General features: G+C 64.9%; 13 protein-coding genes and 1 pseudogene. 6 read left to right on the forward strand and 8 right to left on the reverse strand.

Annotated elements, in window-relative coordinates; translation table 11 throughout:
- The first annotated feature begins 30 nt into the window (after positions 1–30).
- A complete protein-coding gene (gene cydD, locus K7W03_RS03935) occupies positions 31–1,602 on the forward strand; it encodes a thiol reductant ABC exporter subunit CydD (protein ID WP_222885631.1) in 1,572 nt (523 codons plus the stop codon).
- Positions 1,599–3,191 (forward strand): ATP-binding cassette domain-containing protein, encoded by a 1,593-nt coding sequence (locus K7W03_RS03940; RefSeq protein ID WP_222885632.1) that lies wholly within the window; start codon positions 1,599–1,601, stop codon positions 3,189–3,191. The genes cydD and K7W03_RS03940 overlap by 4 nt, the downstream gene beginning before the upstream one ends.
- Here the strand turns inward: K7W03_RS03940 and K7W03_RS03945 are convergent.
- On the reverse strand, positions 3,188–3,559 hold the full coding sequence (locus K7W03_RS03945) for a metalloregulator ArsR/SmtB family transcription factor (protein ID WP_319024291.1): 372 nt from the start codon (positions 3,557–3,559) through the stop codon (positions 3,188–3,190). The genes K7W03_RS03940 and K7W03_RS03945 overlap by 4 nt on opposite strands.
- Positions 3,556–4,218: a peroxiredoxin gene (locus tag K7W03_RS03950; RefSeq protein ID WP_169572591.1), complete on the reverse strand. Its 663-nt coding sequence runs from the start codon at positions 4,216–4,218 to the stop codon at positions 3,556–3,558. Before K7W03_RS03950 ends, K7W03_RS03945 begins: the two co-directional genes overlap by 4 nt.
- Positions 4,219–4,308: 90 nt before the next feature.
- Between K7W03_RS03950 and trxC the strand changes: the two genes are divergently transcribed.
- A complete protein-coding gene (gene trxC / locus K7W03_RS03955; protein WP_169572593.1) occupies positions 4,309–4,764 on the forward strand; it encodes a thioredoxin TrxC in 456 nt (151 codons plus the stop codon).
- Positions 4,765–4,996: 232 nt separating this feature from the next.
- Here the strand turns inward: trxC and K7W03_RS03960 are convergent, their stop codons facing one another.
- On the reverse strand, positions 4,997–6,748 hold the full coding sequence (locus tag K7W03_RS03960) for a chloride channel protein (protein WP_222885633.1): 1,752 nt from the start codon (positions 6,746–6,748) through the stop codon (positions 4,997–4,999).
- 127 nt (positions 6,749–6,875) lie between these two features.
- On the opposite strand from K7W03_RS03960, the pseudogene lgt reads away from it, so the two are divergent.
- Positions 6,876–7,737 (forward strand): annotated as a pseudogene (lgt, locus tag K7W03_RS03965) (prolipoprotein diacylglyceryl transferase).
- A gap of 105 nt (positions 7,738–7,842) precedes the next feature.
- Here lgt and K7W03_RS03970 read toward each other — a convergent pair.
- The 4 genes from K7W03_RS03970 to K7W03_RS03985 are packed head-to-tail and all read right to left on the reverse strand — an operon-like array spanning position 7,843 to position 10,493.
- The gene (locus K7W03_RS03970) at positions 7,843–8,766 is read right to left on the reverse strand and encodes an alpha/beta hydrolase family protein (RefSeq protein ID WP_222885634.1); all 924 of its coding nucleotides are present in this window, start codon (positions 8,764–8,766) and stop codon (positions 7,843–7,845) included.
- A gap of 10 nt (positions 8,767–8,776) precedes the next feature.
- Positions 8,777–9,586 carry a sterol desaturase family protein gene (locus tag K7W03_RS03975; protein WP_222885635.1) on the reverse strand — a complete coding sequence of 270 codons (810 nt, stop codon included), beginning with the start codon at positions 9,584–9,586 and terminating at the stop codon, positions 8,777–8,779.
- Between the two features lies 1 nt (position 9,587).
- Positions 9,588–10,025, reverse strand: coding sequence for an EF-hand domain-containing protein (locus K7W03_RS03980; RefSeq protein WP_222885636.1), 438 nt, complete (start codon positions 10,023–10,025; stop codon positions 9,588–9,590).
- Between the two features lie 57 nt (positions 10,026–10,082).
- Positions 10,083–10,493 carry a hypothetical protein gene (locus K7W03_RS03985; RefSeq protein WP_222885637.1) on the reverse strand — a complete coding sequence of 137 codons (411 nt, stop codon included), beginning with the start codon at positions 10,491–10,493 and terminating at the stop codon, positions 10,083–10,085.
- Positions 10,494–10,651: 158 nt separating this feature from the next.
- Here K7W03_RS03985 and K7W03_RS03990 point away from each other — a divergent pair, with 158 nt between their 5' ends.
- Positions 10,652–11,368, forward strand: coding sequence for a response regulator (locus K7W03_RS03990; RefSeq protein WP_222885638.1), 717 nt, complete (start codon positions 10,652–10,654; stop codon positions 11,366–11,368).
- Between the two features lie 4 nt (positions 11,369–11,372).
- Positions 11,373–12,764: an ATP-binding protein gene (locus tag K7W03_RS03995; RefSeq protein ID WP_222885639.1), complete on the forward strand. Its 1,392-nt coding sequence runs from the start codon at positions 11,373–11,375 to the stop codon at positions 12,762–12,764.
- 285 nt (positions 12,765–13,049) lie between these two features.
- Here the strand turns inward: K7W03_RS03995 and K7W03_RS04000 are convergent, their stop codons facing one another.
- Complete coding sequence (locus K7W03_RS04000) at positions 13,050–13,775, reverse strand: DUF6629 family protein (RefSeq protein WP_222885640.1); 726 nt, start codon at positions 13,773–13,775, stop codon at positions 13,050–13,052.
- Positions 13,776–13,791 lie beyond the last annotated feature (16 nt).

The raw sequence follows: 13,791 nt of genomic DNA on the forward strand, positions 1-13,791 counted from the left end.
TATGAACAAGCACCCTTTGGTGCGAAACTGATGCGAACGAGGCGCGCTTCCCTGTTATGGCTGGTGGACGGAGTGTTGGCCGTCTGTGTGGCCGCAGCAGTCGCTATCGCCATTTCGACGCGGGCCGGAAATCGTGAACATTACGTAGTCGCGCTCCTCCTGCTCGCCGCCGCTGCCGCAACGCGCGCAGCTCTCCAGATAACGGCCTTCTCTCAGGGGCACCGGGACGCGGCTCGTGCAAAGCGCGCATGGCGATCGCCTGCATTCGGCGCGGTGCTGCGCGCTGCTGCCGGCTCGCGACGGATGCTCGGGGAGCAGGTCGCCGATGCTATCGACCGGATAGAGGACATTGACGGCTATCATGCGCGCTTCTTACCGTTGCGTTTTGCGGCGGTGGCGACGCCCTTGCTGATCGCGGCATCCGCAGCGCTGGCGAGTTGGATTGCAGCGGCCATTCTCCTGGCGACGCTGATCCCCTTTGCCCTGGGCATGGCGCTGGCGGGATCCGTGGCGAGCCGGGCAGCCGCTCGGCAGCTCGACGTACTGGGGCGGCTCTCGGGACTGTTTATCGATCGCATCAGGGCGCTCCCCTTGATCCTTGGCTTTGGCGCGCAGGATCGGATTACGCGCCAGCTTGCCGAGGCGACACAGGAGGTCGCCCGGCGCACCGTCGCGGTTCTGCGCATTACCTTTCTCTCCGGGGCGATCATCGAGTTCTTTGCCGCGCTGTCGGTTGCAATGGTCGCGGTCTATTGCGGTTTCAATCTGCTCGGGCTGCTGCCCTTTCCCGTGCCCGAGACGCTCGACCTGAGCCGCGCCCTCTATGTCCTCATCCTTGCGCCTGAATTCTATCTGCCGATGCGCCGCCTGGCCGCAGCCTATCACGACAAGCAGGTCGGCGAAGCGGCGCTCGAGCGTCTGGCCGCCCTGACTCCGGCGCCGGTGGTCGCCACGTCGCCGGTCCATATGCTGGCGGCTCCGCCCGCCATCCGGTTCGAGTCAGTCGTTATCGATTATGGCGAACGAAGAGTGGGACCGATCTCGATGCACATCGCCGCCGGCTGCGTGACGGCGCTCTCGGGTACGACCGGAACGGGCAAGTCGAGCCTGCTCCACGCGCTGTTGGGGCTGGCGCCGGTGGTCGCGGGCGATATCCTTCTCGACGGACGCCCACTCTCGCCGGAGGCGCTGCGCGGGGAGGTCAGCTGGGCCGGTCAGGCGACGGCGCTCGTGCCGGGAAGCCTGGCCGACAATATCCGCCTGGCGCGTCCCCATGCGAGCGATGCGGAGGTCGAGGATGTCGCGCGGCGCGCGGGACTGACCGAGGTCGTGCAGACCCGAGGGGCGGGCCTTGCAACCCTCATCGACCCACGCGGATCGGGCCTCTCGGGCGGCGAGCGCCGGCGCGTCGGTATCGCGCGGGCGCTGCTCCGCGACGCCCCGCTGTGGCTCCTCGACGAACCCACCGCCGATCTCGACGAAGGCTCGGCGATGGAACTGGCCCGGCACATAGTCGAGGCGGGCAGGGGGCGCACGGTTCTCCTCGTCACCCATAGCGCCGTGATCGCTGCATTGGCCGATCATCGCGTGGTGCTCTCATGAATCGCGAACTGGCGGCGCTCCTGGCGGATGTGTCAAAGCCACAGCAGCGCGCAAGCCGCGTCGCGCTGTGTTGCGCGGCGACTGCCGCGACCGCGGCGATCTTGCTGCTGGGGCTTGCAGGCTGGTTCATCACCGCCGCGGCCCTTGCCGGGGCGGCGGGAATAGCCGCGATCCAGGCGTTCAACTATCTGATCCCCAGCGCCGCGATCCGCCTGCTCGCGATCGTACGGACCGTCACGCGCTACGGCGAAAGACTCTATGGGCACAAGGCTGCGCTGTTCGCTCTTGCTGCCCTCCGGGCCCGACTGTTCGGGCGCCTGATCAACGCGTCGTCGCCAGAATACACCCGGTCTGCTGGCGAGGCTGGCGCGTTGCTGCTGCAGGACGTTGACGCGCTCGAGGATCGCTTCGTCCGCGCGCCAGCCTATTTCGCCGGGATGTTCGGTGCAGCCACGGCGTTGGCGCTGGCGCTGCCCGCCGGACCGCACGCTTTTCTTGCGTTGTTCGTCATCATGGCTGCGGGAGTCCTGGCCGCGCGATCGTTCGCCCGGCGTGTGCTGCCGCGCCGGGCGCTCGACATCCAGGAGCAGATCGCGCGGCTGAAGCAGGATTTCGTCGAGTATGCAGCGGCGTCGCCCGAGATCGCCGCTTATGGATTTGGTCCCTCGATCGAGGCGCTGCTGGCGCGGCAGGCCGCCCGGCTCGATGACGCCCGTGTCAGCTTCGCTCGGAATGAGGCGCTGCTCGGCGCGGGGGTATCCGCGCTGGGCGGCCTCGCCATTGCGACGATGATTGCCCTGTCGCAGGCAAGCCTTCCCCTCACCCTGCTTGCCGCCCTCGCAGCCGCAGGGGCGCTCGAAGCGCTCGGCGCCACGATCAGGTCCCTCGGCCGCGACGCCGTCGTCGCGGCAGGCCTGGAGCGGCTGGCGCAACTCGCCGGTATTCCTGGGCCCACGGCGGCGCCTGTCCCTTTGATCGGTGAGAGCATTGCGCTGGGCGACGATCCGCGCTCGGTCATTCTTGCAAAGGGTGATCGGCTCGCGATCACGGGCCGGTCCGGGGCGGGCAAGACTAGTCTGCTGGAGTGTCTCGCCGGCTGGCGCACCACAGGTGGCCATAGCTTGCGGATCGATCAGCGGCCACTTGCCGAATGTCCGCCCGAGGCGCGACGGCGCCTATTCGCGCTCTCGCCGCAGGATGGAGGAATGATCGCCGGCACCATTGCCGACAATTTGAGGCTGGCGCGGCCTGGCCTTGCAGACGAGGCCCTCTGGCACGCGCTCGGCATAGCCTGTCTGGCAGATGACGTTCGCGTCATGCCCGAGAGACTGTTGACCTGGATTGGCGACGGCGGTGCCCGCCTGTCGGGAGGACAGCGCAAACGGCTGTCCCTGGCGCGCGCACTGCTGGCTGGGCGACCCTGGCTGCTCCTCGACGAGCCGAGTGAGGGGCTTGATCCTGCCACGGAGGCGGTGCTCTGCGGCAACCTGGATTCCTGGCTGCGGGATACTCGAACCGGACTGGTTCTGGTCACCCACCGTTCCGCGATGCTGCCACTTGCACATCGCTTCCTGGAGCTGCCCGATTAAAGGATCTTCGCGAACGTGGCCGCCGAACCGCGCGCGGGGATGGCCTTGATGGGTTCGGCTCCCGAGGTCTTCATCCCGGCCAGATCTGCCATGAAGGCGGCCGTGCCGGCCAGTGCCGTCGGCGCGAGGTCGTAATAGACCTGTTTTGCGGCGCGGCGCGTCCTGACGAGTTCCGCCTTGCGCAGGATCGCCAGCTGCTGCGAGAGACCGGGCTGGCCGATCCCAGTCAATGCTTCGAGTTCGCCCACCGATTGCTCACCCCGTATGCGCAACGCGTCGATCAGCCTTAGCCGTGTTTCGTGGCCCAGGATGCGCATCACCTCGGCAACTGTCTCCAGCTCGATTTCCGACAAGGGCTTGGCCGTCACGTCGATGCGTCCTTCCGATCGGGACGAGATCTGTGAAACCAGAGCGGATCGGCTGCGCCGGCAAGAAGCGCGGCCTGATCGGCATGGGGCGGCAAAAGCACATCGTCGCCCGGACGCCAGCCTTCGGGCGTCACTACATTATCGGCATCGACCCGCTGCAACGCGGCAAGCACGCGCAGCATCTCATCAACCGACCGACCGACCGTCGCGGGATAGCAGATCATCGCTCGGATGATGCCATCGGGATCGATGAAATAGGTCGAGCGCATCGTCGCTGCGTCGGGGGAACGGTCCGAGATCATGCCATAGGCCCGGCCGATGATCAGCGAGGGATCCTCGACGATCGGAAAGGCGACCCTCACGTCGAAAGCATCGCGAATCGCCCTGATCCAGCCCAGATGCGCGTAAAGGCTATCGACAGACACCGCGAGCAGCTTGCAACCGAGCGCCTCGAACCGCTCTGACGCCCGTGAGAGCGCGACGAACTCGCTCGTACACACCGGCGTGAAATCCGCCGGATGCGAGAACAGTATCAGCCAGCGACCCCGGAAATCCGACAAGCTGACCGTGCCCATCGTGCTACGCGCCTGGAAATTGGGTGCCGCGTCTCCGATCTGCAAGATATCTGGCGTCTGGGCGGTGGCCGTCGCATCGTTCATTCACGTCTTCCGTTCCATAGCCATCTTGGCAATCGTGATCTCTTGATTACATAAGTCATGTAATCAACTAAATGGCCGGAGTAAAGCCGCATGACAGCAATCCAGTCCGATCCGGCCCTTGTGGTGTGTCCGCGATGCGTTTCGGTTAATCGGGTTCCGGTGCGAAGACTTGACCAACATCCTCAGTGCGGCCGCTGCAAGCAGCCGCTCTTTCGGGGTGAGCCGATCGTCGCGGACTCGCACGCGTTTGCGCGCCACGTCGAAGCCGGCTCATTGCCGGTGCTGGTTGATTTCTGGGCGCCCTGGTGCGGGCCTTGCCGCGCGATGGCACCCGCCTTTGCCGCCGCTGCCCAGGAACTCGAGCCCGGCATGCGGTTGCTCAAGATTGATACCCAGGCAGAGGAGGCCGTTGCCGCGCGATTCGCCATCCGCTCCATTCCGACGATGATTCTCTTTGCCAATGGTCACGAAATCAAGCGCACGGCGGGTGCAATGGATCGTCAGTCCATCATTGCCTGGGCAGATCGTAATCGCCCATCTTCCTGAGCGGTGAATTGGGGACCGAAGGGTAGCGCGCGGGAAGTTCAGCAAAAATCTCCTGAAAGGGTTGGCCTTTGGCAGGGTCACTCAAGATACGCCCGTCGAAGGCTTGGCGTGAAGATCGGACCGAAGCGGCACTCGTGTTCCGACAGCGGCAACCGATTCATAACAGCGGACTGGCATTGCGCTGTCTGGATAGGCATGGCCGAGGGCGGACGCTGTCGGCTTCGCGGCTTGCCTAGTCCTCCCCGTAGAGGTCGCGCTGCACGCGGTCGATCTCGTCGGCATAGCGCTTGCGCACATATTTTTCGGTCAACATGCCGAGGATACGACCTTCCGGATCGATAACGGCGAGATCGTCGGCACCGCTGTCGTCGAAGCGCTCCATAATCGCGCCGATCGTCAGTTCGGGCGACAAGGTCACGTCCTTCAGGATCGCGAGTTCCGACACCGGACGCTCGCCTGCGTCGGTGTCGGCAAAGACCGCAGCTGTGGGAACCAGCCCCGCATAATGGCTGGCTTCGTCCTCGAGCAGGACGCGACTCGTCGAACCCAGGGGGAACTGCGCCTTGAACTCTGCCATGGGCAGCGTCGACAAGGCTGTGGCCGGCGCAGCGCGCATCATCCGCCGTGCGGTCAGAGAACGCATCCAGCCGATGTCGCGCGCGCTTCTGATCACTTCGCCCCTAAGGTGGAGGCGCCAGGTTGAGAAAGAATAGCCGAACCGCTCGCGGACGAGTGCGCTCGAGCACAGGGTCGCTGTGAGGACGATCGCCGTGATCTCGAAATCATGGGTTGCTTCCAGGACGAGGAGCGACATCGTCATCGGGCCACCGACAACCGCGACCGCGAGGCCCGCCATGCCGACAAGCGCCGCATCCACCGGTGATAAAGGGATCACGCCGGGGATGAGCGCCCACAGTTCTGCGAAAATCTGGCCGAGCAATGCACCGAGAAACAGGGAAGCAAAGAACAGGCCACCGCGAAATCCGAAGCCGAGCGACACGATCGACGCCAGGCACTTCAGCGCGAAGACAAGCGCCAGCGCACCCAGGGTCAGTTCGCCACCGATGGTCAGGTGCAGGGCCCCATGTCCGGCCGAGAGTGCATGCGGCGAGATCATCGCGATCGGAATCAGGATCAAACCGCCAATGGCTGGACGCGACCATTCGGGAAGTACACTGCGCCTAACGACCGCCTCGACGAGCGAGACTAGGCGCATGAGCGCGATACCGACAACCGCCGAGATCAGGCCGAGCCCGGCATAGAGCAGATAATCGACGGTGGCGAGATTCTGGCTGCTCGTTGCGGCGATGAGATAAGCAGTGGCGCCTAGTGTGCGAGCCGTGATCACAGCGGCGAGCGTGGCGGCGACGACAGGTGCGATGCTGGCGGGTGTGTAGGCTCCGATGACGATCTCGAAGGCGTAGAAGGCCCCGGTGAGAGGCGCACCGAATGCCGCGCCAATCGCGGCGCCGGCTCCCGCGCCGACCAGCACGCGCAGGTCATTGCGGCGCAGGTTGAGCCATTGGCCGATGAGCGAGGCAACGCCGCCGCCGGCCTGCGCATAGGCAGCTTCGAGCCCGACGGACGCGCCGCAGCCGTTCGAGATCAGCGTCTGGCCGGATACGAGCATGGTGTCGCGGAACGGAATGCGGCCGCCATGGAGGGCGTTGGCTTCGACTACGTCTATCGCCGTGCGCTTGTGGTAGCGGACGGTGAGAATGATCGCCCCGAGCAGCAGTCCTCCCAGGGGCAGAGCCAGCAATCGCCCTGGCGAAATCGTTGCAAGGCCGCTCAGTCGATCCTCGACGTCGAAATGATAGAATGTCGACTGCAGGAAATGCGCGACAGTGCCGAGGATTGCCGCGAGCAGCCCGGCAGCGATGCCGACACCGATCGAAAGCAAAATGAAGCCTGCTTCGCTCAAGCGGAAAAGGCGGCGCGCGAGCGAAAGAAGTGCGGTGGGGCGCAGCAGGCGTTCACTCATGGGAAACTGGCTGCGCTTTCGGCACCAAATGTGACGGAAATGATTGGAAACATGGAAAGGATTACCGTTGAGCGCGAGTCCGAATAATGGAAAGAGGCTAGATCCCCCCTTAGATCGGACCAGCGTCATGAGTCTCGCGGGCTATGTCCCAAACGCGATCTATTTTTCGTCGCTTCATCTCAATCCCGTGCTCGTCCAGGTCGGTCCGTTCGCGCTGCGCTGGTACAGTCTCGCCTATATCGCCGGCATCCTGCTCGGCTGGCTATATCTCGTCCGCCTTTTGGACGAGAATGCGGCGCCGATGACTCGAGAGCATGCCAACGCGCTCGTCACATGGGCGACGGCGGGCATAGTGATCGGCGGGCGCCTTGCCTATGTGCTCTTCTACGATTTTGCCACCTATCTGGCTCATCCACTGAATGTCCTGCGTCTCTGGGCGGGCGGAATGTCCTTTCATGGTGGCGCGCTGGGTGTCGCCATCGCCATCTTCCTCTTCGCCCGTCGCCATCGCCTCGATTGGCTGCGGATCATCGACTATGTAGCGAATGTCCGCACCGATCGGACTGTTTCTCGGCCGGCTTGCAAACTTCGTAAACGGAGAACTGTGGGGGCGACCGACCACCCTGCCCTGGGGGATCGTATTTCCCGGTGCCGGCCCTCTGCCGCGCCACCCAAGCCAGCTTTATGAAGCGATGCTCGAGGGACCGCTCCTGTTCGCGATGCTATGGTGTTTGTTCCGGTTTACCGGAGCACGGCGGCGCCCCGGCCTTCTGTGTGGCGCGTTTGTGCTCGGCTATGGCGTTTTCCGCTTCCTCGTTGAGTTTGTCCGCGAGCCCGATCAGCAACTCGTCGCCTTTGCCGTCTATTCAGGGCTTCACATGGGTCAGTGGCTCTGCGTACCCATGATTCTGGGTGGGTCCTGGCTGGTTCTGCGGGTGGTTTTAACTCCGGCGCCGACGTGCACCCGGCATCCGACAGGTAAATCCTAACTGCGGGCGTGCAGTGGCTTTTTCGCACCTGCGCGACATTAGGTCTGGGGGAAGCCGACCGCTTGAGCTTGATGGGTGCTCCAATCCCCGGAACTGGGTCGAGGTTCAGCGATGTTCGAGCCGATCGCCAGCGATCAAGCCCACGTCATCCGCGTCGAGCTGGCGCTTCGCCGCTTCATCGCCCAGCAAGGTCCAGCGCCAGAAGGCGATCGTCGCGTCGATGACCACCGCCTGGATATGGGCGTTCGGTGCGGGACGGCCATCACCCCGGCCGTTGAAGTCCATGTGGGTGGCGCCGTCGAGCACCAGCAGATATTTGCCGCCGGGCGGCATGGCGCGATACGGGCGCTCGCGGTCAGCGGGCCTGATCTGCGGGGTCAGTGGAACGCTGTCGTCCGTTCCGGTGATCGAGAAGAAGGGAATCTGCACGTCGGCGAACGCCGCTTCCGTCGAGCCCCGGAACGGCGGCGAAGGACTGAAAGCGATCGCTGCCTTCACGCGATGGTCCGTGTAGGCATTGCTGCCAGCCATCGGGAAATGCTGGCCTGCGATCGCCTGGGTGGTATGCGCGCCGAAGCTGTGACCCGACATGCCGATCCGCGAGAGATCGAGGCGGCTGAGATCGCATCTACCCTCGCGCCCCTTGCGGCCGAGTTCGTCGATGACGAAGTGGACATCCGTAATGCGGGAAACGAGCTGCTGCGGCGACATCGCGCCGCGCACCGCGCCGCCGCGCAGGATGCTCCGGTCGCTGCCGGGGTGCTGGAGGTTGACGACCGCAAATCCGGCGCTGGCCCAAGCCAGCGCCCAGAGCATGCCCGAATCCACCGAGCCGCCGAGGCCATGGCTGAACAGGATGACGGGCACCTTGCCCGACCCTTCCGGCATGCGGATGCGGACGGGCACCGTGCGGGTGCGGGCGCTATCCACCCAGCTGGCCTCGCACACTGGGCCGGGCGACGTTGTCGCCCAGGCGGTTGACGATGGGGTGAGGCTCAGTGCGGCTATCAGGATCAGAATGATTTTCATGAACTTTTCCTCAGGGCGCGCCGAACAGGGCGCGCGCTAGCTGGCGCGGTCCCCTGGCCATGGAGGCGTCCCGGGCGATGTAGCTCCACTCGCGCAGCGCCAGCCGGATCGGATTGGCCGTCGCCTCGCGATGGGCCAGGCCGTAGCGTATCGGCTCATCGGGCCGTTCGGTCGCCAGTGTCCCGAACAGACGGTCGAAGACGATCAGCACGCCGCCATAGTTGCGGTCGATATAGGCAGGGTTCGACGCATGGTGCAGCCGGTGGTGGGCGGGCGTGTTGAAAATCCATTCCATCGGGCCGAGCCTGCCCACCGCTTCGGTGTGCAGGAAGAACTGGTAGCGCAGGTTGAGCGCGAGTAGCCCGAACACCAGCCGCGGATCGAACCCGGCGAACACCAGCGGGACATAGAAGATCCAGCCGGCCGAGAAGAGATTGGTCCAGCCGAGCCGTAGGGACGACAGCAAGGTCATCTGCGTGGCCGAATGATGCACCGAATGCGACGCCCACAGCCAGCGCACGCGGTGGCTGGCGCGGTGAAACCAATAATAGGCGAATTCGACCGCGAGGAAGCCCGCCACCCAGGTTCGCCAGTCGTCGAGCGGCAAGCGGATTAGCGCGATCGTCCACGCCGCCGTGAATAGGCCGCCCAGCAGCAGCGCGTTGAGCGCGGCAAACGGGATGTTGCCGGCAACGATGCCGAGCGTCGTGAGCGCCGTGCGGGCATCATAGCCATGCCCCTTGCGCATACGCCAGGTCACCTCGGCCAGCACCAGCGCCAGCATCATTGCCAACCAGACAGGCGAGCGCTCGGGGCTCATGTCAGTTCGCTCCGTCCCGCATCTGGGCCATGGCGGTGCGGGCTGCAGCGAGCTCTGCGCTGTCGATAGCACCATCATTGTTGCTATCGGCACGCTCGAAGATGGGTGCCGGAGCCGATGCCATCTCGGCTCTGGTCAGCCGGCCGTCCCTATTGGCGTCGGCCTGCGCGATCATGGCCTCCAGGCGGTCCACCGCCTGCGGGCGGAATTTGGCGAGGCGTGCGAAATCGGCCTTGCTGATCGCGCCGTCATGGTTGCGGTCCATCGTGTCGAAACGAGCCATGCGCGCGGCGGAGAATTCGGCGCGGGTGATGATGCCGTCATGATTGGCATCGGCCTTGTCGAACGCCGCAGCGCCGTCGCGCCCCCCGAAGCGCTGGGCGCAGGCGGGCGTGGCGACAGCCGCGGTTGCAGCGATCAGGATGAGAAATCGGGTCATCGGGAATTCCATCGACGGGGTGGCCGCGCCCCGGGAGAAGAGCGCGGCCGGGGGCAATCAATAGGGATCGCGATTGACCGTGCCCGACACCGAGGTGCTGGTGCCGTCGCGGCGGGTGCGGGTCGAAGCATAGCTCGCGGTGCCGTCGCCATTGTTGGTCGCGGTCGTGCTGCGGCCGAAGCTCGTGCCGTCGTTGAGCGTGGTCGTGCGGCCGCCATTATAGTTGCCGTCGCCCCAGTTGGCGCTGCGGTTGCTGTTGTAGCCGCGCCCATTGTTGGTCTGAAGGCTGCGGTTGATCGAGGTGCTGCCCGGCTGGCGCGAGACCGAGCGCTGCTTGACATAGCCGCGGCCGCCCGAGCCCTGGACGCTCACCACACGACCGCGCGGGCGGGCTTCCGCAGACGTGGCGGCGGTGGCGCTGGCGACCGCTGCCGTCGCGGCCGCGATCAGGAAGAGTTGCTTGTACATGGATACGCTCCTTGATTGTCCGACGGTCTGGCCGCCTTCAATCGGTATGGGCGCGTTGCGTAAGCCTAGTGCTGCACCACGGTGACGGACGGTGACGAATTGTAACGCACTGCCGCATGCTTATTCCATCCTCCATCGCAACGCGGCACAAACACTTCATGGAGACAAGTTCCATTGCCGTCGTCGAGGACGACAACGAAATCCGGTCCTTGGTGACCGGGCTGCTCGTGCGCGAAGGTTTCGAGGCGATCGGGTGCCGCACCGCGATGGAGTTCGACCGGTTGATCGAGCGCCAGCGGGTCGATCTCGCGATCCTCGATATCATGCTGCCGGGCGAGGACGGCCTGTCGCTGTGCCGGCGACTGCGCGCCCGCGGGGATGTCCCGGTACTGATGGTCACCGCCAAGGGCGACGACATCGATCGCATCGTCGGGCTCGAGATCGGCGCCGACGACTATCTCCCCAAGCCATTCAATCCGCGCGAGCTCGTGGCCCGCGTGCGGGCCATCCTGCGGCGCACGCGGAACGCCCAGCGGGTCGTGCCGGCATTGCCGTGCGAGCGGTACGTCTTCGCCGGCTGGGTGCTCGACGCGGGTTCGCGCGCGCTCACCGATCCCGACAGCAGCCTGGTCGATCTGACCGGCGGCGAATATGACCTGCTGCTGAGCCTCGTCACCCACGCGCAGCGCGTGCTCAACCGCGACCAGTTGCTCGACTGGACGCGCGGGCGCAGCGCCGGCCCTTATGACCGGGCGGTCGACGTCCAACTCAGCCGCCTGCGCCGCAAGCTCGCCGGGCATCCGACCGGCGAGGCGCTGATCAAGACCGTGCGTGGCGGCGGCTATATCTTCACGCCGACGGTCGCCAGGGGTTGAGCCGATGACGATCGGGTCCAACCTCTCGCTGCGCATCACCGCCATCCTGCTCGGTGGCTTCGTGCTGCTCCAGATGCTGATCTGGGTGGTGATGGCGCTCCCCTCGCGCGGCGACGATCAGCGCCCCTATAATCTGCCGCTGCCGACCGAGGCGCGGACCATGGTCGACACATTGGAGGCTGCGCCGCCAGCCCGGCGCGCATCGCTCGTCACCATGTTCAATGGCTCGCTCTATACCGTGCGGATTCTGCGCGAGCCGCCGCCGGCGCCGACCACGCAGCGCGAGGGGCTGGATCGTCTGCGCATCGACTATGCAGCGGCGCTGCCCGGCCGTGATATCGGCCTTACCGGACGACGGCCGCTGCTTGGCCGCGTGGCGGGTACACGCCCCTGGACCAGCCGTTTCTTCGCGCCGATCACGCTTACCGTGCCGATGCGCGGTGGCGATCTGCTTGTGGTCGACAGTCGGCCCTCGATGGTGGTGCGGGCCTATCTGCGCCAGCGCGCGTTCCTCGGCGCCGTCGGCGGACTGCTGGTGCTTGGCGTACTGGCGCTCGCGGTCCGCCAGACGACACGGCCGCTGGTCCGGCTATCGGCGGGCGTCCGCCGCTTTACGTCCGATCTCGACACGCCCGACCTCCCCGTCGCCGGATCGCGCGAGATGCGCGATCTCTCGGCCGCCTTCAACGAGATGAAGGCCAGGATCGGTGGGCTGATGGCGGAGCGCACGCGCATGCTGGTGGGAATCGCGCACGACATGCGTACCTACCTGACCCGGCTGCGGCTGCGCGCCGAGTTTATCGACGACAGCGAACAGCGTGCGAAGGCCGCCGCCGATCTCGACGAAATGGCGGCGCTGCTCGACGACACGCTGCTGCTCGCGAAGCGGGATGGCCGAGCGACACCGCAGCCCCAACGCATCGATCTGGCGACAGAACTCGCCGCGATCGTTGCGCTGCGCGTCGACATGGGCGATGCCGTCACGCTCGGCGCCATACCTCCCGATCTCGCGATCGAAGCGACGCCGATCTCGCTTCGCCGCATGTTCGCCAATCTGATCGACAACGGCGTGCGCCATGGCGGCCATGTGTCGATCGAGGCAAGCGCAGATGATCAGACAGTCACGATTTCGGTCGCCGATGACGGACCCGGCGTTCCGCCCGAGACGCTGCAGCGGCTGGGCGAGCCGTTCGGGCGGCTCGACCCTTCGCGCAACCGTGAGACCGGGGGCGCCGGGCTTGGCCTCGCAATCGTCCGCGCATTGGCCGATCGCGAAGGTGCCACCATCCGCTTTGCGAATCAGCCCAAAGGCGGCTTTGTCGCTACAGCGACTTTTCCACGAGACAACCCGAACATTTCGCGCTCCACCCGATCATCAAAAGTCCGGGCGGGGTGACGGGGCGGATGCCCCGCCGCCGCGCGGCATGCGCACACAACGCAACTTCAGCTAGAAATTCCCATGCATCGTGGGTCATTCATGCGGATAATCTCGATCAAGTATTTCGCGCCTTGGCTGACGGCACGCACCGGTAATTTTTGACGGCTTGCTCCAGGCGCGGACGTCAGAGGTAGACGCTTCCCCTGAGCCGGCGTTCTCAACATTGCTCGGTTCCTCAGGGTGGCGATAAGGACGAGGCCAGCGGGTCGATTGCAGAGCTTCCGATCAACCAGCCTCGGGTGTTCAATCCGTTCCCACAAGATCTGACCTGCCCGGACGTAACCAGGCGAGAAGGAACGGCCTGAGGTTTGGTGAAGCGCCGTTGGGCGTCTCGATATCAATGTTCAGACGCTTGAATTGCCAATAGATCATCACGCTCATGATCGCGGCGTAAAAACACCAGGCAGAAGCAAATGCGTATTCTTTGACGATCTGTGCGACCGTCAGCGCAATGACGTTCACCACGCCGTAGGCTTTGACGACGCGATGGGTGGACAGCAGCAGAGCGCCGCACGTCGCTATAATATACAGGCAGGATATCCAGAAATCGCCGGTCAGCGGATTGCGGTAGGCGATCGAGTTCTGCTCGACAAAGACCTGGCTCGGAAAGAATATCAACCCGTAAACGTCCCACACACATACGAGCGCGCCGACGGCGGTCAGGCCGAGAATGGCCTTTCTGCGCCAGCCGGGTGGCTCCATCAACACGACAGCGGCTGGCATCAGCAGGGGCAGTATCCCCTGCGCATAGAGCATGAACAGGAAGGCGACATGATCAAGCGCAAGCTTGTCGATATGCCTGTCAAGGCCGAGCCAGACGAACCCTTCGGAGAATTGGTGAACCGCGAACAGCATCGGCACGGAAGCGAACAGGAGGGCGCGCGGCTCCCGGACATGCCGCAATGTCGCCACGCCGATCGATCCAATCACGGCGCTGGCGATAAAGCTGGAACTGGCTGAAAAGCACATGTCGTCATTCCCCGAA

Source organism: Sphingobium sp. PNB (assembly GCF_019873065.1).
Classification (GTDB): Bacteria; Pseudomonadota; Alphaproteobacteria; order Sphingomonadales; family Sphingomonadaceae; genus Sphingobium; species Sphingobium fuliginis.